The sequence below is a fragment of the Brevibacillus sp. HB1.3 genome, assembly GCF_013186635.1.
GTDB classification, from domain to species: Bacteria; Bacillota; Bacilli; order Brevibacillales; family Brevibacillaceae; genus Brevibacillus; species Brevibacillus brevis_D.
Map to the genome: position 1 here is coordinate 20,332 of NZ_JABMIT010000005.1, position 21,799 is coordinate 42,130.

General features: G+C 48.2%; 22 protein-coding genes. 6 read left to right on the plus strand and 16 right to left on the minus strand.

Features of this window, described 5'->3' with window-relative positions:
- Nucleotides 1-127: 127 nt before the first annotated feature.
- A complete protein-coding gene (locus HPY31_RS12970; RefSeq protein ID WP_172141052.1) occupies nt 128-883 on the minus strand; it encodes a hypothetical protein in 756 nt (251 codons plus the stop codon).
- Nucleotides 873-1,457 carry a sigma-70 family RNA polymerase sigma factor gene (locus tag HPY31_RS12975; RefSeq protein ID WP_172141053.1) on the minus strand — a complete coding sequence of 195 codons (585 nt, stop codon included), beginning with the start codon at nt 1,455-1,457 and terminating at the stop codon, nt 873-875. The genes HPY31_RS12970 and HPY31_RS12975 overlap by 11 nt, the downstream gene beginning before the upstream one ends.
- A gap of 128 nt (nt 1,458-1,585) precedes the next feature.
- On the opposite strand from HPY31_RS12975, the gene HPY31_RS12980 reads away from it, so the two are divergent.
- Nucleotides 1,586-1,981 carry a hypothetical protein gene (locus HPY31_RS12980; RefSeq protein ID WP_172141054.1) on the plus strand — a complete coding sequence of 132 codons (396 nt, stop codon included), beginning with the start codon at nt 1,586-1,588 and terminating at the stop codon, nt 1,979-1,981.
- 82 nt (nt 1,982-2,063) lie between these two features.
- On the opposite strand, the gene HPY31_RS12985 is transcribed toward HPY31_RS12980, so the two are convergent.
- The 4 genes from HPY31_RS12985 to HPY31_RS13000 form a co-directional block, all read right to left on the minus strand.
- On the minus strand, nt 2,064-2,930 hold the full coding sequence (locus HPY31_RS12985) for a pentapeptide repeat-containing protein (RefSeq protein WP_172141055.1): 867 nt from the start codon (nt 2,928-2,930) through the stop codon (nt 2,064-2,066).
- A 75-nt stretch (nt 2,931-3,005) separates the two neighbouring features.
- Nucleotides 3,006-4,748: a stage II sporulation protein P gene (gene spoIIP, locus HPY31_RS12990; protein ID WP_172141056.1), complete on the minus strand. Its 1,743-nt coding sequence runs from the start codon at nt 4,746-4,748 to the stop codon at nt 3,006-3,008.
- A gap of 231 nt (nt 4,749-4,979) precedes the next feature.
- Nucleotides 4,980-5,924: a GNAT family N-acetyltransferase gene (locus HPY31_RS12995; protein ID WP_172141057.1), complete on the minus strand. Its 945-nt coding sequence runs from the start codon at nt 5,922-5,924 to the stop codon at nt 4,980-4,982.
- A 381-nt stretch (nt 5,925-6,305) separates the two neighbouring features.
- Nucleotides 6,306-6,515: a hypothetical protein gene (locus HPY31_RS13000; protein ID WP_172141058.1), complete on the minus strand. Its 210-nt coding sequence runs from the start codon at nt 6,513-6,515 to the stop codon at nt 6,306-6,308.
- 167 nt (nt 6,516-6,682) lie between these two features.
- On the opposite strand from HPY31_RS13000, the gene HPY31_RS13005 reads away from it, so the two are divergent.
- A complete protein-coding gene (locus HPY31_RS13005) occupies nt 6,683-7,216 on the plus strand; it encodes an acyl-CoA thioesterase (RefSeq protein WP_172141059.1) in 534 nt (177 codons plus the stop codon).
- A gap of 73 nt (nt 7,217-7,289) precedes the next feature.
- Here HPY31_RS13005 and HPY31_RS13010 read toward each other — a convergent pair whose 3' ends face one another.
- Nucleotides 7,290-7,787 (minus strand): GNAT family N-acetyltransferase, encoded by a 498-nt coding sequence (locus HPY31_RS13010; RefSeq protein WP_172141060.1) that lies wholly within the window; start codon nt 7,785-7,787, stop codon nt 7,290-7,292.
- Between HPY31_RS13010 and HPY31_RS13015 the strand changes: the two genes are divergently transcribed.
- A complete protein-coding gene (locus tag HPY31_RS13015) occupies nt 7,786-8,007 on the plus strand; it encodes a hypothetical protein (RefSeq protein ID WP_253901792.1) in 222 nt (73 codons plus the stop codon). The two genes, HPY31_RS13010 and HPY31_RS13015, sit on opposite strands and share 2 nt — an antisense overlap.
- A gap of 51 nt (nt 8,008-8,058) precedes the next feature.
- On the opposite strand, the gene HPY31_RS13020 is transcribed toward HPY31_RS13015, so the two are convergent.
- A complete protein-coding gene (locus tag HPY31_RS13020; RefSeq protein WP_172141061.1) occupies nt 8,059-10,971 on the minus strand; it encodes a WG repeat-containing protein in 2,913 nt (970 codons plus the stop codon).
- Between the two features lie 203 nt (nt 10,972-11,174).
- Between HPY31_RS13020 and HPY31_RS13025 the strand changes: the two genes are divergently transcribed.
- Nucleotides 11,175-12,236, plus strand: coding sequence for an AI-2E family transporter (locus HPY31_RS13025; RefSeq protein WP_172141062.1), 1,062 nt, complete (start codon nt 11,175-11,177; stop codon nt 12,234-12,236).
- Between the two features lie 50 nt (nt 12,237-12,286).
- On the opposite strand, the gene HPY31_RS13030 is transcribed toward HPY31_RS13025, so the two are convergent.
- Nucleotides 12,287-13,171 (minus strand): NAD(P)-dependent oxidoreductase, encoded by an 885-nt coding sequence (locus tag HPY31_RS13030; RefSeq protein ID WP_172141063.1) that lies wholly within the window; start codon nt 13,169-13,171, stop codon nt 12,287-12,289.
- A 136-nt stretch (nt 13,172-13,307) separates the two neighbouring features.
- Between HPY31_RS13030 and HPY31_RS13035 the strand changes: the two genes are divergently transcribed.
- Nucleotides 13,308-13,520 (plus strand): helix-turn-helix domain-containing protein, encoded by a 213-nt coding sequence (locus HPY31_RS13035; RefSeq protein WP_253901793.1) that lies wholly within the window; start codon nt 13,308-13,310, stop codon nt 13,518-13,520.
- A gap of 51 nt (nt 13,521-13,571) precedes the next feature.
- Complete coding sequence (locus tag HPY31_RS13040) at nt 13,572-13,901, plus strand: DMT family transporter (protein ID WP_253901805.1); 330 nt, start codon at nt 13,572-13,574, stop codon at nt 13,899-13,901.
- A gap of 25 nt (nt 13,902-13,926) precedes the next feature.
- Here HPY31_RS13040 and HPY31_RS13045 read toward each other — a convergent pair whose 3' ends face one another.
- The 7 genes from HPY31_RS13045 to HPY31_RS13075 all read right to left on the minus strand — a co-directional run bounded on the left by HPY31_RS13045 (nt 13,927) and on the right by HPY31_RS13075 (nt 21,766).
- Entirely contained in the window at nt 13,927-15,039 is a 1,113-nt protein-coding gene (locus HPY31_RS13045) for an aminopeptidase (protein WP_172141064.1), read from the minus strand.
- A gap of 589 nt (nt 15,040-15,628) precedes the next feature.
- Nucleotides 15,629-16,102 (minus strand): MgtC/SapB family protein, encoded by a 474-nt coding sequence (locus HPY31_RS13050; protein WP_106785905.1) that lies wholly within the window; start codon nt 16,100-16,102, stop codon nt 15,629-15,631.
- Nucleotides 16,103-16,175: 73 nt separating this feature from the next.
- Complete coding sequence (locus HPY31_RS13055) at nt 16,176-17,864, minus strand: DUF4127 family protein (RefSeq protein ID WP_172141065.1); 1,689 nt, start codon at nt 17,862-17,864, stop codon at nt 16,176-16,178.
- Nucleotides 17,865-17,894: 30 nt separating this feature from the next.
- A complete protein-coding gene (locus HPY31_RS13060) occupies nt 17,895-19,238 on the minus strand; it encodes an FAD-dependent oxidoreductase (RefSeq protein ID WP_172141066.1) in 1,344 nt (447 codons plus the stop codon).
- A gap of 44 nt (nt 19,239-19,282) precedes the next feature.
- A complete protein-coding gene (locus tag HPY31_RS13065) occupies nt 19,283-20,140 on the minus strand; it encodes a carbohydrate ABC transporter permease (RefSeq protein WP_172141067.1) in 858 nt (285 codons plus the stop codon).
- Complete coding sequence (locus HPY31_RS13070; RefSeq protein ID WP_172141068.1) at nt 20,130-21,068, minus strand: carbohydrate ABC transporter permease; 939 nt, start codon at nt 21,066-21,068, stop codon at nt 20,130-20,132. The genes HPY31_RS13065 and HPY31_RS13070 overlap by 11 nt, the downstream gene beginning before the upstream one ends.
- Before the next feature lie 11 nt (nt 21,069-21,079).
- Nucleotides 21,080-21,766, minus strand: a complete 687-nt coding sequence (locus HPY31_RS13075) for a hypothetical protein (RefSeq protein WP_172141069.1) — start codon at nt 21,764-21,766, stop codon at nt 21,080-21,082.
- Nucleotides 21,767-21,799: the final 33 nt, after the last annotated feature.

Consider the following 21,799-nt stretch of genomic DNA (forward strand, 5'->3'; position numbering starts at 1 on the left):
TTGTAGCAGGACTTTTGACCCTAGGGGGTGTCCGATTCGTTACATGATTTTTAACACTCTGTGACAGCACATAGAAAAATGGGCCCTGTTACGAGGCCCATCTTGAGTAGAACCGTTATCGAAGTCGTTATTTTTTGGCGGATTTCGTTGACAAGGATTCGATGATGTTACCAATGGTCGCAGCATCAAAGCTCTTCTCTGCCATCTGGTACAGCTCGTACGTGAATCCTTCGTGCTCCCAAATCACGATCCCGTTTGCGAAATATACTTTTTTCCCGCCAATGGTTTCAATCTTGACACCCTCCGTCGTGCTAATGCCGTTTTCGCCACTGTTTGAAATCAACAAGGAAATAAATTCTTTCTCTTTTTTATACTGAATCTCTACCATACCCTTACCATGAACGACCGTGTTTTTATAGGAATAATGCTCTGACAACCATGTCGGTGCGGGAAAGTCCATTTTGCTGGCTGCGCGTGCTTCTTCCAACGTCATCTGTGGGGGAGCCTTTTGTTCTATAGGTATCTCGATTTCTTGGGTATTGGACTGTGTAGCAGGCAACTCTTTATCATATTGGGTAATCTCCATGTTCCCGACCTGAAAGCGTGCCAAGATCGTCTGGAGGATTCCTTGGGCAAACGATGTAGTCGAGAATGCACCTAACAGGCAAACAACAGCAACAGCACTAACTGTGGCAGCTTTCCATTTATTCATTTTCATAGAGATCCCGTCCTTTTTACTATCATGTGGTTGTATGTTTCCTGATTCCAATTTGAATTTCAGCCGATTGTAGATACTGGCTTTTGGAGTGGCGTCATCCAGCTCCAGATCAGTAAGCAAGTCGGTAAGTTTACGAAAATCGTCTAGATCATGCTTACTCTTCATAACGGAAGCCCCCTTTTTGCAATTCCATTTGCAGCTTTTTCAAGCATCTGTAGAGAACAACGCCAATATTTGAACCACTCACACCAAGCAGTTCTGCGATTTCTGCGTTTTTAAGACCAGCCGCATATTTCATGGCGATGATATTGCGTTCCTTGTCACTCAGCTTCGCCAGTGCTTGAAATAAGGCTTGATGATTGTCGTCGCGGATCACGATGTCCTCCGGTGACGACTTCGGCAAGACCAGATTCAGAATCGAATCCAATGAAAAGCTCATTCTTTTTTTCTGTGAGCGGAAGTAATCTGTCACAGCGTTTCTAGCGATCGCAAACAACCAGACCTCAAAGTTTGATTTATCCGGTGAGAAGCTGCTATATTTTGAAATCACCATTTCAAACACATGACTGCATATTTCTTCCGCTGTGTAGTGATTATTGATACGATAGCAAATATATTTGTAGACGCGCTTATAGTACGCCCCATAAATGTGGGCAAAAGTTTCTGTCGACATGCCTTCCACTTGCTTTTCGTGTTCTTCTGTTTGGCAGATGCCTGTGTTCACTGGGGCAATCTCCAACTACTTCCCCTCCCTTCTGGATAGAATAAACAAATTGCGCAATTTGTTTGGTTGTGAGCCTCACGATAGCTAATACGGCAAAAGTAGAAATGTATTAACAACGTTTTTCAAAAATCGGAGGAATTAACGTGTGGATACCCTATGAAGAAATAAGGAGACACCCCGCTGATTTTCGGGTGAAGTATCGATTTTACTCGGAAAATGAAGGCGGGAGAAAGTCGATACCGTTTCAAGGCTATCGAAGTGATTTTTCTTACGAGGGAGATGACATAAGCATAACAGGCATCTTTGCCATCCATCCTGAATTTGAGGATGATCACGGAGGAATCATTTTAGATAACACAAGCCCTGTTCCTACAGAAGGAACCGCACGCATGTGGATCCTTTTCCCCCATATGCGTAAAGAGGTCCACACAAAAAGAATGGAGCTTGGCGTGATCGGATATTTTATGGAAGGCCCGAAAAGAGTAGCGGTAGTCGAAACAATAGAAATAATCGGCCTGCATTCAAATCCACACTCGTAACATGCATCTGATCTTGGAGGTAAACAAATGACTAAAAAAAGCAGGCTGTCAACGAAACGATTGACATCCTGCTTTTGGTTGATTATTTAGCCCAATGCGGTGGACGCGTGAACGTTGGTGGCAGCTTGGTGCTTGCATCGCCCTTCGCCGCACTGAGCTGAACCTGCGTGAGAAACAACGTCTCCGTCAAGTTCGCTCCGCTCACATCTGTATCGCGAAAATCTGCACCAATGAGGTCAGCTCCCCGCAAATCCGCCCCTCTCAGATCAGCAGCAATCAAATAAGCGCCGCGCAACTGGGCTCCTCGTAAATCAGCGCCTTTGAGCTTGGCACCGATGAGATCAGCGCCTCGGCCGTAGGACTTTCCTTGCTTGCCCCCTTTGTACTTGGCAACAGCGTCCTTGCGTACCAGTTCACTTGTCCGCAGCAATAGTTCATTAACTTTTGCTCGATGAAGAGCGACGTCCAGCTTTAGGATGGCCTCGGGACTCTGATCCGTCAGGCGCTGTGTCTCCTCCAAAGCTTCCTGCAATGCAGGATGGAGGGACTGGGCAGCTTCCTTGGTCAACGCCTCCGTCATATACCAGAGCAGCTCATGAAGCTGCCACACGATCGGAAATACTTCGTACATTTGTTTCGCTGATCCGGGTTCTTTACGCCAATCTTGACCGCCATAAGTGACTTGAGACACCTTTTGACCCGCTCCAAAACAATCGTAGACCGTACAACCGCGAAAGCCGATGTCTCTTAGCTTTGTGTGAACACCACACCGGAAGTCTGCCTGTAGGTTATTACAGGGCTTGCCTGCGTCTTTGTTGATAGCAAAGTCAGAGGAAGCAGCAAAAGGCAATGCCACACAGCACAAGCCAAAGCAGCTTTCACAGTCACCTTGAAGATGACCGCGACTGTTATTGTTAGTCGAATGGATGTGTTCTTGATGTGTAGCCATATAAATGATCCTCCTGGAAAAAAACACGATTCTCTCGCGTGTGGCGAAAAGAATCGTGCTACTTTTATTAACCGTTTAATTGAATGCGATTTGAGATTCGATCAGGTAATTCCCAAAGACTTCGGCAAAGGCTTCTGCTGTATTATAGCCTTCTTCCAAGGTGTTGTTCGTACCACCGAATTCCAAAAGCAGGGCTCCCTCGGAAATGGACTGATTGTACACCCCGTTCCCTTGATTTGAACCTTTCAGGATAATCCCCCGCGATAAACCGGGATAAGAGGCTTCCAGACGAGCGTTCAGCTCTTCTGCCAGCTTTTTGTTCGCCAGATGGTTCGGGTTCGCTGTTCCGATTACAAACAGCATCCGGGAATAGGTTTTGCCATTGATCGTGATCGCTACCTTGCTGCGTGGCTCATCACTGTCCCGATGAATATCGAATATGTACTGCAAGTGTGGACTGGTTGCAGCCGCTGCCGCTACCGCCTTGTACGACTCGGTATAAGACATCGAGTAGCTTTTATTTTGTTCCCTCAATCTCTGAGCGAAATCGTCCTGGCTCGCCATTGCCGAAATACCTCTTCCTTGCAACAGCTCGCCCAGCCGTTTCCCAACAAGCGTGATGTTAATCTCGGGATCATCTACCGAGCTCCCTTGTTGGTTCCGCGCAACATTTCGCCATGACTCACGATTATGGGTGTGATAGATATACACTTTCTCGTTTCCAATCATCCCACTGTTGTACTCGTACGTTGCTCCTGTCGGTGGCAGAGTACCCGCTGGTTGAATCTTATCTACGATCCACCCCGCGATGTAGGCGGTCGAATTGTCTGCCAGCCTGATGAGGTACCAGTCTCCTACGGTTTGCACAACCGGGAATACTTGTCCGGGTTGAACGGTTCCGATAATGGCATGATCGGTTGTGGGGCCGTTGCGGATGTTGGAATCAGGGTTTTTGACGCGAATCTGTAGTTCTTGTACAGAGGGAGGCGGTGTTGTTGGCAAAGTCGCTGGTGCCCCCGGTGTTGGACTCGACGGTGGCTGAACGACCCCAGTCTGTTCCATAGGTTTGAAAATATAGGCATAGGTCCCGTTAAAGTTGATGGTGTACCAGCCATTTGCATATCCGTAATGATTAATTGTCATCCCGCCATGGATTTCACCAATGACGGTACCAAGAATATCTGGCTGTGCATAAACTTCATAGCCTTCAGTTAATACGATTGTCCCTTGCCCGAATCCACTCCCTGTATTGGATGGGAGTACAGGAGGGGGAGGCGGTGGTGCCGGAATTGTTGTCGGGTCTGGGATTTGTGCTGGTACCTGGGGTGGTTTTGGTGGTGGTGGTGCCGTTGTCTCCGTCAAGAAACTAGCTTTCACCCAGCCGTTCTTTTGATCCGACAGCTTAATTTGTGCCCATTCCCCTTGCTTTCTCATTTGCAAAAACACACCATTTTTGTCGATGATCTGCAAAATTTGTGCAGTGGCATTTGGTTCTGCCCGAACATTCAGCATGTCCACATTGCTTTTGACATATTTGATCTGTGGAACTTCTATCATTTTCACATACTTATTATTGATCCATCCGGTATTGCCGTTCGGCAGCTTTACCTGGGTCCAATCTTTTTGCTGTTTAGTGATTGGTAACCGCGTCGCTTTTTTGAGTGTTGCAACGATCTGGGTAGTTGTACCTGGCTCACTTCGAATATTTAACTGATCGACCGCCACTTCTACATGGGTGGCCGCTCGCGCAATGGACAGAGGCATCAGCAAAATTAGGAAGAAAACAGCTAGCAAGCTGACATTTACTCGTAAAAGCAAGTTCCTCGTTCCCCTCTGTTTTTCTCTTATTTTTGGAAAATCCGCTAATAGAAAGAACTTCTCGATTCGTCCGCATATTCCTTCATGTTTTGACATCTTTTGCTCTCAAAACAGCAATAACGTCACGATCTTTCTATCTCCTGAAAATAGTGACGTATTTGCTAGAAAAAAGTTACAGAAAAAAGGATGAAGCAAAAAGCCTCACCCTTTTCTTTCTCCTCTATTTCCTTCCTACCATTTCGCTGCCCAAGCTTCTATCTCCACTTTGAGCGAAGGGACTGCCAATGACGGGACGTAAGACATGGTCATCGCTGGCGGTGTCCCCCCATGGAATTTCTCCCACACTTGGTTAAAATGCTTCCAATCCATTTGCTCGGTTGCCCATATATTGATTTTGATGATATGGTCCGCAGTAACGGACTCACTTTCAAAATTGCGAAGTATATTCTGTAGCGTGTTTTCTACTTGTTCTTTCATATCTGTCGGCAACTCTCCGTGAAGGTCCATTCCTACTTGCCCAGAAAGTATGAGCAAATCGGCTCCTTTTGGAACGACCGTCAGATGTGTATAGGGTCCCATAGGCGGAGCCACTGTACCAGGATTTTTGCGCTGAACTTTGGGTTTCGCCTGGTCGGTTTGTTCTTCTTTGACGATCGCCAGTGTTTGGTGATCTTCCCACCGTCCATTGATTTTCACGTTTTTCTTGGCAATCCCTTCCTTGTGGAAACCAGCTTTTAGCAGCACCTTGATCGAGCCTATATTATGCGGCATCACTCCTGCTTCCAAACGGTGAAGACCTAATGTCTCGAAGGCATAGTCAACGACGAGCTTTACGGCTTCCGTCATGTAGCCTTTTCCATTATGCTCTTTGTCCAGGAAGTAGCCGATCCAGCAGCTTTGCAGATGAACTCTTACGACCTCGGAAAGGATGACTTCCCCAATGATTTCATCCTGTCCTTTTTTTGCGATGACAAAAGCATACCCTCTGTCTTCTTCTTTTAATGCCATCGCGCTCTTGATCCTGTCGATTTGTCCTTCCAGCGTGTAAAACGCCTCTTCTCTCTTCCCTGTGAAGTTTTGAAAGAAGTCTCTGTTTCTCAATTCAAGCGACAAGAGGCTCTGTGCATCCGATTCTTGTACCAGTCTTACATAAATGTTCTCGCCGTTTCTTTGCATACAATCCATCTCCCTTTTTTCGAAATAAAAAAACACCACAGGAAATCCTGCGGTGCCCTAAAAAGAAAACCACAGGAATGCGACCTGTGGCGTTTTTCCACTGTATCCTGATGAATCCAACTACATCAAAGGATGGTCGCTATATCCGTTTTTGGACATACTTCTCCCGTGATTGAGCCAGATCAAAGAAAACAGCGGTGGAGTATCCAATTCCTTTTGGCAAAGACAGTAATGATCTTTTTTTCATGTGGATACCCTCCTTTCCGCTGTTTTTACGTGCATACCATTTCGATATAGAGACGGTCGTAGCAACAACCGTTACATTATTATCCAGAAACTACTCCACAAGTATAGCGGCAAATGACATTTGTGGCAACAGCATCAGTGTCTCTTTTTGCCGTTTCGCCAAAGCATATACACATTCGCAATGGAGGTCAGTAAAAGTAGACCCAACAGGATGTTTGTGACAATCAATGTGTTCGTCAAATGCTGAATAGGTGCATGAATCACAGATACTACGCTCATCAGCTTGTTCGGAATATCATTGATCGAAGCGACAAGATTATTGAAATACTGCACATAGTCCCCCAAACCGGAAAACCTCCTCTCGCATACCCTATCCCGTCCATAGCCTTTGATAAAATTCGCCACCTTACTCCACTGAAGAAGAATAGATCCATTTTTTTGTGGAACAATGAAAAGAAGAGAAGATTTTCATCATTCATAATCTGATTGCAAGAAAGAAGGGAGCTACCTTTATGACGATTCAACGTTTTGTTCGGGAGTCGCGCACGTTCAAGGCAAGCCATGTGCTGCCCCCGGATACGAACAATCACAACACGCTGTTCGGCGGTAAGCTGATGGCGCATATCGATGATGTTGCATCGATCTCTGCCATGAAGCATGCCCGGGGGCCGGTTGTGACCGCCTCGACAGATTCCGTCGACTTTTTGCAGCCGATCCGGGTGGACAATGAGGTTGCACTCGAAGCCTTCGTCACATGGACACATAACACATCGATGGAGGTATTCGTCAAAATTGTTGCGGAGGATTTGCTAACGGGCGTTCGATGCGTCTGTGCCACATCCTTTCTCACGTTTGTAGCGATTGGCGAGGATGGGCGTCCTACCCCTGTGCCCAAGATCGTGCCGGAGACAGAAGAGGAAGTATTCATGCACAATGGTGCTGACGAGCGTGCTGCGGCACGAAAAATCAGGCGCAAGAATAACAAGCATCTCGCGGATATGCTCGGAACAAGACGTCCGTGGGAGCCATTACTGAACACCCCGTAACGCCAAAAGTCCCCTTACCTTTTACAGGAAGGGGACTTTTGGCTATAGCTTCATACCTTCTGCCAGCAGCTTTTTAAACAACGCACAAGCGATAGTGGAGAAAGTCATCCGGTGTTTCCGACTCCATGTCATAGGGTTCGAATCCATTTTTCAACAACACTTTTTGCGAGGAGATGTTATCCGGTGTTGTTTTCGCACAGATCATTCTGACATTCAAGTGGGGAGCATGCCCCTCTAAAAAGAGCTTCAGTGCCTGTGAAGCCACTCCTTTTCCAGCGGTATCTTCCCCGACTCGATAGCCGAGATGTCCGATTCCTTCGTCTTTCTCGATGTCTACCAAATTCATTCTGCCCAAGATGTCACCCTGGCTGTTTTTGATGAGGCCAAAAAACGAGATACCTTGCGCCTGTTCGTCGAGCAAGGCTTGCAGACCCCGTAAAAAATGGTCATATTGGTAGTAAGCGTCCCCCCGGCTTGGAACCGATTTTTCGAAAAAGGCGCGATTGCGCACTTCAAATTGGAACAAGCTGGCTGCATCTTGTATGCTTAATTTTTCGACAGTAATCATCATGAGTACGTATCCTTTCTTGAATCGAGGTGGAATGAATTTGGCAGTTGCTTATTTGGAAGAAGGCACGTTTATCGCCTTTATTGCCTTTACGATATTTTTCTTTGTCGCTTACAAGCTCGATCAGATTTCGTTTGTTTCGTTCATTGTGTCCTTGGCCGTCTCGGCTTGCGTTCATGCTGCCTTCTATTGGTTAATTGTAAAATATTGGCCGTTTTTTTAATAGTACGTAAAAAGGCGCAGGATGAACACCCGCGCCTGTATGTTTATTTGCTCACAGCTTCGCTTCATAGGCCGCCAACAATTGAGCCGCTTGCTTGTTGTACTGGTTGACCAAGCCTTGAATGGCTTTTTGCCACTCGGCTTGTGGGAGCGGCACTCGCAGTTGATTGGCAGGTTTGCCGTTCACGATCAGTGCTGTTGTAAGCATTTGCTGTTGTGCTTCACTGAGTGAAGTCGTCGTTAACACCTTAGGCTTGAGCACTTTTTTTCCTTTCAGGGAACGCATGAGCTCTGTCATCAAGATGTGCTGATATTCCGCGTACAAATTCATCGTCATGTAGTAGCTCATTCCCTCTCGCACCGGCACAATTCCCCTTTTCTGTGCCCACTCCATCACCTGTGGCGTCGTCATCGCTTGACTTGTTTTTCCTGTCGACATGAAATAAGCCACCCGGAACATATCTTCGTCGCTCATAACAGAACGATTCTCATCGGCTTTGATGATACCCTTGGACACCAGTTCTGAAAGTACCGCCTGCTTGCCTGCATCCTTCTGCAGATTCAAATAAAGCGCCAGATTGGCAAAAAAATGGCTCTCGCTGTTGCCACCAGCTGGCCAGCTATACGGTTTGCCGAAATCGATCAGCTCAAGCGGTCGTTCTCGCATTGTATCTGAGTAGGCCGTAAACGATTGGAACGTAATCGGACTATAGGAGACCACAGGTTTTTTCGTCAGGAATCTTGTAGCAAACTGCTCTTGCCCACCTTGATCGAGATAACCGAACTGGTCTTTGGTTGTGAATACATAAGGCGTCTGAACGTCTGCCTCGTTCCACACTTGTGGGAATACTTTGCTTGTTGGCAAAATCGCCTCGTATTTGGCCGCTGTCAGCACCTTTCCTTCCAGCGACATAAGGCCGTACAATCCCGTCTTCTTGTCCTGGTAGGCAATGGCACCCGTCTTGAGATCATATACGTGCATATACTTCATGGACTGATAATCGCCCGTGCTTAAGCGGAGCAACTGTGGTGAATAGACATCCCATCCTGTAGTTGACTGAATCAATACCCGATCAAAATAAGATTCCGTGTGAACACCTTTCACGCTAGTGAGCTTGCTTGCGAGCTGGTTCCCTTCTTGCGCCCATACATCCTGCGTGCCGTCCAACCGTGCTGTCATCACGATCTTTTGATTTTGTACTATCATTTCGTTTGCATCACGATACACAAAATCGCTCACGGCCTGGAGTTGACCGTCATCGACCTTGATCATCGCCATTCCGACATTCTCCGCTCTCACACCCATCGTGTATACGGAATCAGCTGCTTTGATCAAGGTAAGAGGCGGTCTATCGTTGCCTGACTTCCACATCGCTACTTTGATCTCCGTAGTCAACAGCTTGCCATCAGGGGTATAAAGATCCGCCCAATCGTGATCCATTGCAACGATGACATTGGTATCGGAATCCATATAAACATATTGGTAGAGCTTGCTGATTGGTTGGTTCGTCTTGCGGTCCACAATCATCTCGCCTTTTCCCGGCTCATACTTTTTCGTCAAATCATCGGACAACCTATTGGGATTGACAGCTTCTATTTGTTTCCCACTAATGCCGTATCGCAGCACCCTTCCATCCGGTTCTGTCACCAGCACCTCCCCCGTTACTCCCTCGTGGCGAATGATTCGATTCTCAACAGGAGACAGGACCAAGCCTTCATCTTCAGAATAAAGTCCGATTTTGTTTCCGTCCTTAATGCTAAGCATGCTGTAGCCGCCCAACGTCACATATGAGTCGAACCAAAAATCTGGCTCCTTGACTTCTTTTCCCCAGCCTTGGAGGATCGCTTTTTTCCCATCGCTGCGGACGAGCAAGCGCGCAGCTGGCGGACCTTCTGCCCGCGGATACGCAAAGGAGATGACCGTCTCTCCCCCGACTTGGAGGACACCGTACAGATTCGTTTTCGGGTCCTGTCCCAACACGTAGCTGCCATACAAGTACTGGGCTCCTTTTTTCAATGGATGCGACGTACCTTTAGACCTGGAATAATACGTGATGACATCTCCAGAAAACGTGTAGTACACATCAGGATTGTTATGCTCGAACCCGACTTCTTTGTAAATGGGCTCTGCCAGCATTCGTCCGTCTTTCCACAGCCCTTGTCCCTTGGGTCCGACCACCTGAAAGTATCCATTGTTCCAAATATAGAGCGCATTGTATTTCGGCTCAAGTACGTACTTGCCATTGCGATCAATCAAGCCTTCTTTTCCACCGGATCGCACCTTGAGATATGCAGTGTCAGGACCGCCTTCGTTTGGAATCAGTTCTGCTTTTGGCAGCGCAAACAGCTTTTTGCCAGAAGCAGGATCGTACATGATGAGCTCTTTTGGAGTAGTCGCGACGAAATAACGCACTTTTTCCGCCTCTTTATTTTCCGTCTGATCAGGAGCAACGAGTTCAACCATCGACAGCTTGCCTGCAACTGGCGGAATCAGCACCTTTCCATCTACATGGATCACCATCGATGATTTTCCTAAGAACATAATCGCTGTCCCCTGCTCATTGGATAAATAATACGGATGCGCCCCGACAAACTTCATGGTCGACAGCTTGTGCGTCTTCAAATCGATATATTGGAACCAGCCGCCTTTTTGAACAATCGCGATATTTTTGGACTCCGGAATGTCGATATAATCCCAAATCGCAGGAGTTATTTCTTTCCCTGTCCGCGCGTCGAGAATTCCTTTTTTACCGCCCTTTGTTACGATCATGTTTTTGGAAGATCGCTCAAAATCATCATAAATGGCCTGTGTGACCAGCTTGTTACCGTCCGTAAAACCGATCTTGTAGTCTGTTGTATACGGCTGAATCTGGGAAAACGTAGCAGCATGGACAGAAGAAGTCCACGTACTTGCCCCGAGTATGACCGCGGTAACCAGACTCGCGGTTTTTGTTTTTATGTTCATTGGTGATTGGCCTCCCTTGTCAAACATTCCCTTCCTTTGACGCTTTGTATGGCGAAATAGTTTCGTTGCACTTTTTCAAACAACTGGAACCTTTTCTTTCCCTCCACTCGCTTTTAAGCGTGCTATAATTGTTCACACCGACGCAGTATAATCATCGTATACGGATGGGAGTGCTGAAAAGAGCACTTGGAAAGGATGTTCCCATGAATTTCTTTGCTGCCGCCTTGCAAAAGCCGGATGTAAGACGATTTGGGATTTTGGCGTTGTTTTGTTTGTTGCTTTACTCCTTGGGAAGTATGCTGAACATGGTGTTGCTTACCTTTTTAGTTACCTATTTAATGAATCGGCTGCATCAATACCTCACGCGTCTCACACACAAAGTCGTGCCGATCCATCCCAAGCTGATTCTCATTTTTCTCTATATGTTGCTGACATTCTTTCTCGTAGTGGGTGGGATGAAAGCTATTCCGGCTCTAATTCATCAAACCGGACAATTGTTCCATTCCATCGAGGAAGTGTACCATCAAAATCAGAACAATGAGTTTGCCCCCTATCTTATGTCTGTTGTTGGGAAGCTAGATGTGAAGGGCATCGTTCAAGGCAGCCTTGATTTTCTCTCAGTGGTCAGAAACGTTGGGTTCAATGTCTTTCTGGCGATTATTTTGAGCCTGTTTTTCCTGCTCGGCAAAGACAATGTCGTTACGTTTACCGCTCAATTTCGTACGAGCAAATTATCCTGGCTATATAACGAAATCGCCTACTTCAGTCAAAAATTCATCCTGACCTTTGGCAAAGTAATCGAAACACAGTTGTTGATCGCCTTATTCAATACGACCTTTACCGTCATCGGTCTGTGGATCATGGGCTTTCCGAATCTATTGGGACTCGCGATCATGGTCTTCATACTGGGACTCATTCCGGTTGCAGGTGTCGCCATTTCATTGATTCCGCTCAGTGCCATCGCCTTCAGTGTCGGTGGTATCGCTACCGTCGTCTATTTGCTCATCTTCATCATGATGATTCACGCGCTGGAAGCCTATGTGTTGAATCCTCGCTTAATGGCAACGAAGACTCACTTGCCGATTTTCTATACGTTTATCGTTCTGATCTTTTCCGAGCATTTCTTTGGAGTATGGGGACTGATTGTTGGAATTCCGTCCTTTGTTTTCTTGCTGGACATCTTGGAAGTGAAGAAAATGGAACAACCCCCTACCAAAAATAAATCCGTTCAAAAAGATGTACGAGATGTACGAGTCAACACGTAACATGATGGACATAGAGAAGGAGCCCCTCGTGAAAAGGGCTCCTTTTGCCTTTACTTGCCTTCAAACCATTTGATCAAAGCTTGCGTGCCGCTATCTGCGTCGCCGTTTGCTGCCAGTTCTTCATAAAGCGATTTGGAGAGCGCGAGTCCTGGTGTCATCAGCCCCATTTCCTCCGCTGCTTCCAAAGCGATTCCCATGTCCTTGATAAAATGTTTAACGTAAAAGCCAGGGGCAAAGTTGCCCGCGATCATGCGCGGCGCCAGATTCGACAGCGACCAGCTGCCTGCCGCACCCGCTCCAATGCTCGTCAGCACTTTCTCTGGATCCAGACCTGCTTTTTTCGCATACGCGATCGCTTCACACACACCGATCATGTTCGTCGCAATGCAAATCTGGTTGCACATTTTGGTATGCTGACCTGCACCTGGTCCACCCTGCAACACGACGTTTGTCCCCATGATCGTAAACACAGGCTCCATCGCATCAAATACTTCCTGATCGCCACCAACCATGATGGTCAGTCGGGCTTCACGTGCCCCCACATCTCCACCGGAGACAGGCGCATCCAGAGAATGCAGCCCGTGCTTTTTGGCTTCCTCATAAATATGTTTCGCCAGCGACGGCTTTGATGTCGTCATATCGATCAAATAAGTACCCGGCTTCGCATTTGCCACAATTCCATCCGCACCGAGATACACTTCCTCGACATCAGATGGATAGCCGACCATAGTAATGATAACGTTTGCCTCTTTTGCCAGCTCACTGACATGTTCCTTCCAAATCGCGCCGGCTGCCAGCAAATCTGCCGCTTTTTCCTTTGTACGCGTGTACACCAGCACTGTATATCCTGCTTGCAGAAAATGGTTTGCCATGCTTTTCCCCATGACACCCGTTCCTACAAATCCAATGATTCTTTCACTTACAGGTAAAGCCATGTGAACCACTCCTTCGTTTCTCTCTTTTCTATTCTCTCGACAATTGTACTTCTCGAATCTATCCGAATATTCCTGCTACGCGCCTTCTGTGTTTCCATGCAAAAAGGGACATATGTCCTTTTTTTCGCGCGCCACATTGTCCAGCGATACAGGGTCGACGGCTTCCGAGGAGCTAAAGACGGCGAAGCTAACGGAGGTTGCCGAGCTGTTGGGTACGAGCTATCGGCATTTGAACCGGGTCATCCGCAATCTTTGCGCAGCATCCGTGATCGAACGCAAAAAAAGCGCACTAATTATCAAAGATCGAGAAAAAATCAGTGAGCTTGCAAGCGGAAACATCTATGAGTGATCAACCACATAGGAGGTCTTATTGTGCAAGGCATTCTCTTTTCGTTAGTCGCTGGCGTTTGTTCATGCGGTTGGCTTTCTTGTATCGTTCTCGATCTTTCTTTACGTTCGTGATGGCGATTGGAAAAGCATCGGGGAAGTGAACAAGGTGTATTTGCTTGGGGGCGTTTTCGGGGCAGTGATCGTTTTTAGTGTGATGAAAGGCATTACGTCCATCGGGCCCGCCTATGCCGTATCGATTCTGCTCATTTCACAATTGCTCGTCGCTCTGCTCATTGATTCTCTCGGCCTGTTCGGTGTGCAAAAGGTTCCGATCACCTTGAACAAGATCATCGGAATCGGCATCATGATCGCAGGCGTAGTCGTATTCAAACTCAAATAAAGGAGGAGGGCATTATCGCCCTCCCCTACAGGATCAATTGCTCCGGATTCAGCCCCAGCAACGCCTCATGTACAAACCTTCCGTCTTTTCGAATGAGTACATCGTCAAACCAGATTTCGCCTCCACCGTATTCCGGACGCTGAATGCAGATCAGGTCCCAATGAATCGCGCTGCGGTTGCCGTTATCCGCCTGATCATAGGCTCGACCCGGTGTGAGATGGAAGCTGCCAGCGATTTTTTCATCAAACAAAGTATCCCCCATCGGGTGCAAAATGTACGGGTTAAACGCAATGGCGAATTCACCAATGTAGCGTGCCCCCTCGTCCGTGTCCAATATTTCGATGAGCTTATCTGTATGGTTAGCGTACGCCTCGACAATCTTTCCCTCCCGAAAAGTAAACCGGACGTTTTCAAACGTCGTTCCTTTGAAGTTGCTGGGCGTATTGTAGCTGATCGTCCCGTGAATCGAATCGCGCACGGGAGAGGTATACACTTCGCCATCGGGAATGTTTCGTTTGCCTACCGCTGTCCGCGTCCCGATCCCTTTGATCGAAAACGTCAGGTCTGTCCCTGGTCCGACGATGCGCACCTTGTCCGTTTTGTCCATGAGGTCGTACAACGGCTGGCACGCTTCGGCCATTTTCCGATAATCGAGTGAACATACGTTGAAATAAAAATCTTCAAACGCATCTGTCGTCATGTTGGCCTTTTGAGCAAGGGCCGAGGTCGGGTAGTTAATGCGTAGTCCTGTAATTTGATTGTCGACATGATGGAAAATGGAATCATACGCCTCTGCGTACAGACGGTATTTCTCCTGCGGAACATCCTTCATCTCACTGTCATTTGTCTCGCCATGAATGCCGATATAGCCTTGGATGCCAAACCACAGGTCCTTTTCCAACTGCACGGTCTGGGCAAGCTGCTCTTCGGTTAGCCCTTTCAACCATTCCCGCTGGACCTTTGGCCGCACAAAACGCAGGTGAGGATACGCTCCTTTCGCATACAGGCGCTTCACCAACTCCATTGCCAGCGCTTCTCCTTCATCCACGACCATGATCATAATATGCTGCTTAGCTTGCACATCCAGGCTGTACGAAATTAAGTTGTCGGCTATTTTGCTTAGTCTCTCATCTCTCATCTGACACGCGTCCTTTCCGGATTATCATTACTCTTCCAGCATAGCGTGCGTTTGTCAGAGGAATATCATCTGAAAACAAGTGATCACCACACTGTTGTGGTCGGGAGAAGCCCTGCCACATGTTTTCCAGTCGCCTATATCCTCTCTTCGTTCGGGCGGTCTCCTTCCAAACATGTGGCAGGGCTTTCGGACAGCAGTAAATTCCTTCGTGTTATTAAAACGTTTTGCAAGTTAACGCAAGGAAGCTTGTGAAAGTCAATTCAGTTGAAATAGAACATCTTAGAACCACTTTCAACGAATGAACGAATAGCTACGTAGGAAGAAGCGAATTTCCAGTCCAAGCGCCTCTGGAGCCCAACCTAGCGTAGGAATAAATGGCGGGGAATTTAAGCTTCACTTATGAAATTCTTCCTCGAAACTTCTACGTTTGAAGCGCTCCCGCCATTTATTCCGAAGCGGACAGTCTTACCTCCCCTTGCAGGGCGGAGGCCGAAGCGCAGACTGGAAATTCGCTTCTTCCCCCACTACAGCCCCTTTTCATACAAAAAAGCGATGCTAAGGAACTTGCCCTGCACCGCTTCTCCATGATTCACTTTCCTAACCGCTTATGCTGGACATCCTCCACACGCTGACTGATCCTGGCGAGTACAAAGGCGATGATGACCGAGAATATCACAATACCGTAAAATCCAGCACCGATTCCTATGCCAATCCCTCCAGCGAAAAAGATCATGGCTGCGGAGGTCAGTCCTTTTACTTTCAAGCCGTCCTTCAAGATGACGCCTGCTCCCAAAAAGCCAAGACCTGTAACAATCTGCGCAGCCAAGCGCATCGGGTCCATCATCGTTCCGTTGCCCGGCGCACTGTACAGCTTTGTGCTGTAAATAGAAACGAGTGTGATGAGCGTGCAGGCTACAGACACGTACATGTACGTTTTCAGCCCAGCAGGCTTGTTTCTGTGCGAGCGATCCCACCCGATGAACAAACCGAGAATCGCGCTCACCACTACCCGCACATACATTTCCAAGTCATACTGCACATACAACCATTGAAGAGTCTCCATCCTCGTCACCTTCTTATTGCGATAGAGACATGATATGTGCAGAATCAAAAAATAGACCGTCTTTTTCTAAAGCTTACTCCCTTTCAATCTTCACTTCTGGCCCGACAAAGGCTTCAAACAACCGCTCCCAGGGAAGCCTGATCTTGCTATCCGTTAATTCGACGATTTCTCCTTCAAACGTATTCTTGCCTCTCTTTCCGATCACCAGCGATTGATTGGCAAAGTAGTTTTCGTACCATTCTTCCGCATGTGGTGTCAGTGCATCCCTCACAAAATCATTGACTTCGTCGTAGTCATCTCCGAGGTTCCATTCATTTCCGTTTAACTCTTTTACGAGGTTTCGTGCTTCTGCCATGACTTTATTTCGGTAATGATGGTCATTTACAAACGAAGACAAGAGCAGATTGATATGGGTCTCTGCCGCATCTACTGTTAAGGGCACACCGAACTGATTTCCTTTTTCCAAAAAGGCTGATCGTTGCAACGCCTGTCCCAACGCGCTTCCCATATTATTTCCTGCCGTTCCCCATGCCGTGTATGCGAATAGCTCCGGCAGCTTTACCTCTTCTTGTAGTCGCTTGATCAGCTCAGGGTCAGCTTTGTTTGTAATCGTCACGTCTGTAATGGCGACCTGCTTTCCTTCCTCCAGAAGATCATTGATTTCTTCGACGAACTCATCCAGATCTTCGCGTCTCTCTGCGTTGCTCTGTCCTTTTTTCTTCGGCGAGTTGATCATGAGTACGATATCTGCGTCGTCTTCATCCCGAACGGGCTTGCCGCCTGCTGCGACGATATGCTTCTCGACATTCACATCAAAGGTCGTGTCTTCAAAAGGCGCCGTCCATTCATCGCCGTCTACACCCGAATACTCGACGGCTACTTTTGGATGGATGCGCAGTTCGTTCAAGGCAAATCTGCTCAACAAGACGGTCCCTACTTCGTCCGCTCCGGGGAAAATCGCTACACGATCCTCTACATCCAGCTCCTTTGCTTTTTTGACCAAGGTCTCCCGCTCTGCCCGGTGAAGACCATGAGGAGCAGCATCATCCTGAGCAAGCACTAAATAATCAATGGTCCCATCCTCTACCCAGTCGATCAACAAGGAGTTAATCTTGTGATTCCGCTCGCGGGCATTCAAGTAATCTTCCAGCACAGACTCGGGAATCTCCCTTTCCAACTGATCGAGTCGATCCTCTTTTTCCGTCATGCCGAGGTTGTGCACCTCATCGTATAAACTCGCCCATTCTCTGATTTGCTCATAGTATTTCAATGTTTCAGGATCAGTCGCCGTCACCGCCAGGCGTTGAATCGTATCGAAGACGTAGATCGGCTTTTTGGAATGTTTGTCTCTCAGCCTCTTAATGGCTTCGATATTCGACAGGGCATCTTCATAGGACTGTTGATCGGTACGAGACGCAACCAGCCCGCCATACGCCAGCATGCTGACAGAGATAACCGAGCCGTCCACTTTGCTTGCCTGTTTAATCAGCCACTCGCCAATTTCATCCCCATCGCCCGGGGTCATAAAGTGACCAAGTATGTCTTCATCCGGCATAATCGCCTCCACCCCGCCTGCCCGTGCTGTCATTTGCGGAAAATACGTATTGACCGGGCGATCATCGAGGGGGACAAGGGCGACTTTGGCAATTGGCTTGGGTGACGCTTTTTTCGCCGCATCTGCACTCGTCTGTGTAAATGGAACCATGCCTGTTACTAGTGCTGCCATAGCCAATGTCGAAATGACAACGCGCAACTTTTTCATAGATCCAATCTCCTTTCAAAATGAAAAGGTTTAATCGAGGACGGCATTCGCTAGACGCAATTGTTCCTGTAATTTACCCACGTGAATCAAACGCGGAATGGTCTTGTCATGAAACGCGATGGCGGCGGCAGTACCTGCTGCTTGCCCTGTCGCCATACAGCTCGGGGTAAGCCTGGTCGTCGCCAGCGCTTCATGGGTCGTAGAGATACAACGCCCCGCTGCAAGCAAGTTGTCAATGGACGGAGGGATCAGACAGCGATACGGAATGTCATAAGCGCCCTCCCCTTCAATATCTGCTGCCACTACGCCTTTGCCAGAAGGATCGTGAATATCAACCGGATAGCCGCTACGTGCGATGACATCCGGAAAACGCCTGCCCGCGACCACATCTTCGATCGTCAAACTGTACTCTCCGACGATTCTGCGTGTCTCACGGATGCCAATTTGCGTTCCGACTGCGGAGACGGATGCTTTCGAGAAACCAGGAACTTTATTTTTTAAAAATTCAGACATCAATAAAACTTGACGTCTCCCTTCTTCCTCCGCTTCCGTCAAATCCTCGACATCTGTTCCATCCAGCCCCTGCACCCGCGTGCAATTGATCAGAACTTCATCGCTCTCAGGCCCTGTGAAAAACAGAACTTGATCCCGATTAATCGGAACACCTGACATCTTCCAATGCGTATAAAAGCCTTGGACACCCGTCAGTGGAATGGACGGCAGCTGTGCAAACGGTGTCTTATGATAAAACTCATCTGGATGGTCAAGCATGTACTGCTTCACCTGCTCCAGATCGACGCCGCGCATGCGGAACTTCATGGTCATCGGCTGTGTCAGCCCGTCTGCATCTCGCCCTTTGCTCGTCGGCGCTCCCGATAAATAAGCGATATCTGCATCTCCTGTCGCATCGACGAACACCTTGGCCTTGATCTCGTATTTGCCCGATTTGCTGGTGAGCGTAACCGAAGTAATCTCAGTCCCTTCTACCTTCACCTGATCGACAAAGCTGTGGACAAACAGCTTGACGCCCGCTTCCTTGAGCATTTCCACAGCGACCAGCTTGTAAATTTCCGGATGGTACGGCGTGACTGTGCTCACGAATCCCACCGTATCCTGCAAATGTCCAGGCGATCCCCCCTTTTCTTGTAAGCGGTCGACGATTTCCTGTGCAATTCCTTTGATGACTTGCTCGCCTTTTTCCGTATGAAACGTCATCCACGGATAAACAAGCGCAATCGTCGACATCCCTCCGAGAAAGCCGTACCGCTCGATCAGGATTGTCTTGGCTCCCAATCGTCCGCTGGCAAGAGCGGCACTGATTCCTGCCGGGCCCCCGCCTACCACGACTACATCTGCTTCCACTACTCGATTCATCTGCACTCACTCCTTGTAGAACTTCCTTCCCACCCATGCTTCCTCTAGTCTTTGAGGCCCGTCATCGATACGCCCTCGATAAACTGCTTTTGGGCGAAAAAGAACACAATCAAAAGCGGCAAGGTTGCCATGACGGATGCACTCATCAAATGATGCCATGCTGTCCCTACTTCATCGGTAAACAAGGACAAAGCGAGCGGCAGCGTCATCAGCTCTCTGTCGTTGATGAAAATGAGCGGATCATAAAACTCGTTCCAGCTCGTCAAAAACGTAAAAATCGTCAGCGTTGCGATGGCTGGCTTCGCCAGTGGCAGCATGATGCTCCAATAAATCCGCCAACGCGAGCAACCATCAATCATCGCCGCCTCCTCCAGTTCCTTTGGAATCCCGAGGAAAAACTGGCGCATGACGAACACACCAAAAATTCCGCCTGCCCCGAAAATGGGAAGGACAACTAGTGGTACATGCGTATTGATAAATCCAAGCATGCGCATGAACAAAAACATTGGAATCGACGTCACTTCATGCGGGATCATCATTGTCGACAGCAGCACCAGAAAGACGATATTACGTCCCCGAAACGGGATTCTGGCAAACGCATAGCCTGCAATCGACGAAAATAAAACCGTTCCAACCGTGACTAGAATCGCAATGTACAGGCTGTTCCAATAGAACAGATGAAACGGCGTATTCGCCAAAACCTCTGTGTAGTTCTCCAAGCGAATCGACGAAGGGATAAACTCTGGCGGAAAGACGAATATTTTGGCCGGCTCTTTTAATGATGTAGAAAGCATCCACAAAAAAGGCACCAGCATCAGTAGAGAGATCGCTCCTAACGCGACATAGTGACCGCCAATCCCCAATAACTTGCCCGCTTGTAATCCGTGGCGATTACTCTTCATGGAACACCCACCTTTTTCTAAACTGCCACTGCAAGAGCGTAAATACTAAAATGATAAAGAATAGCACAAAGGCAAGTGCAGACGCATAACCGAATTCAAAGTTTTTGAAGGCACGCTCCCATATGTAATAGACAAGCACCTTTGTACTGTTATCAGGCCCCCCTTGGGTCATGACGTAAATCTGCCCAAACACCTTGAGCGAGCCGATGATCGTCAACAACATGGTTAAAAACACCGTCGGACTGATCATCGGGATCGTAATCTGAAACAATTGGCGCGTCCGACTGGCTCCATCAATGCGCGCCGCCTCGTATAAGTGAACAGGCACCTGCTGCAAAGCAGCGATGAACAGAACCATGTTCAAGCCCACATTTTTCAGGACACTCGTTACGATCACCACCGGCATCGCCAGCTTTGGATTGTACAGCCATGAAGGGCCTGTAATCCCAAACATCTGCAAGATCTGATTGATAAACCCCGTGTCTGTCGCAAACAAATACTTCCACACAATTGCCCAGACGATCAGCGATGTCATGACTGGCACAAAAATCGCTGTGCGGAATATCCCGATCCCCGGCAGCTTGCGCACGAGCAGTAAGGCCAACCCCAACGCCAACACGATGTTTAAGGGGACCAGTCCAGCCGAGAACGCGAATGTATTGCCCACGACCGTCCAAAATTCGGCATCTTGAAAAATCGCTTTGTAATTTTCCAGCCCAATAAATTCGGCTTCCCCCAGTAACGGCCAATCCGTAAAGCTCATGTACAGCGCGAGTAAAAGCGGACCTAACAACAGCACCACAAACCCGATAACCATTGGGCTGACAAACAGCCATCCTGCCAGATTCGCGTCCCGGTTGAAGGATTTTTTTCTTGTTCCACGTGTTCTCTTGTCAGGAGAGAGCCGGACACTCAACTTGCTCTCCATACGATCCCTCCTTAGTTGTCTATCGCATTCCGCAATGCATGGATGGAACGGCGGATTTCATCCTCGGTTCTCCCGATCGCCATCGCTCCAGCTAACAGGACGCGAACCCCCGTTTCACGTAGAGCTTCCACATCCTCCGCCACAATTTTTCGCTGTGTCGGGACGATGATGGGGATGCCTGCCTTCTCTACGATAAACCGATAGGCAAGCAGGTCGGCAAACGTAAGCCTCTTACCATACTCGCTCCCCGGAATAATCGACGCCTCTAATGCGGTCATGGGAAAATGCTTCACGGCTTCCAATCGTTTCAAATCGAACTGATCATCAATGGCAAACGTACTCGCCACCCCTTCTATTTTCAAAAGGGACGCTGGCAAATGATGACTATAGATGGAGATGAAGTCGATTCCCAGCGAATCGAACCGCCTGATTTCCTCGGGATTGAGCTCCTCCATTGACCCGCCAGGAACAATGCCAATCGGCCCTGCGAACTGGCTGCGTATCGTTTGGAGAAAGTCCGTATATTCAGCCAGAGGCCCGAACCGGTTGCCACTGGCACGATGGTACACATTGATGTGCATCTTCAAGCCATCTGCGCCTTCCTCCATCGCTGCTCTGGCCAAGGTCTCATCGTTTTGCGGGAGACTGACCATGAGCAGAAACGGCTTCTCTTCCAGTGCCTGTCGAAAACGATTCATCGTAACCTCCCTCTCCATTCACAACGGCCTGTA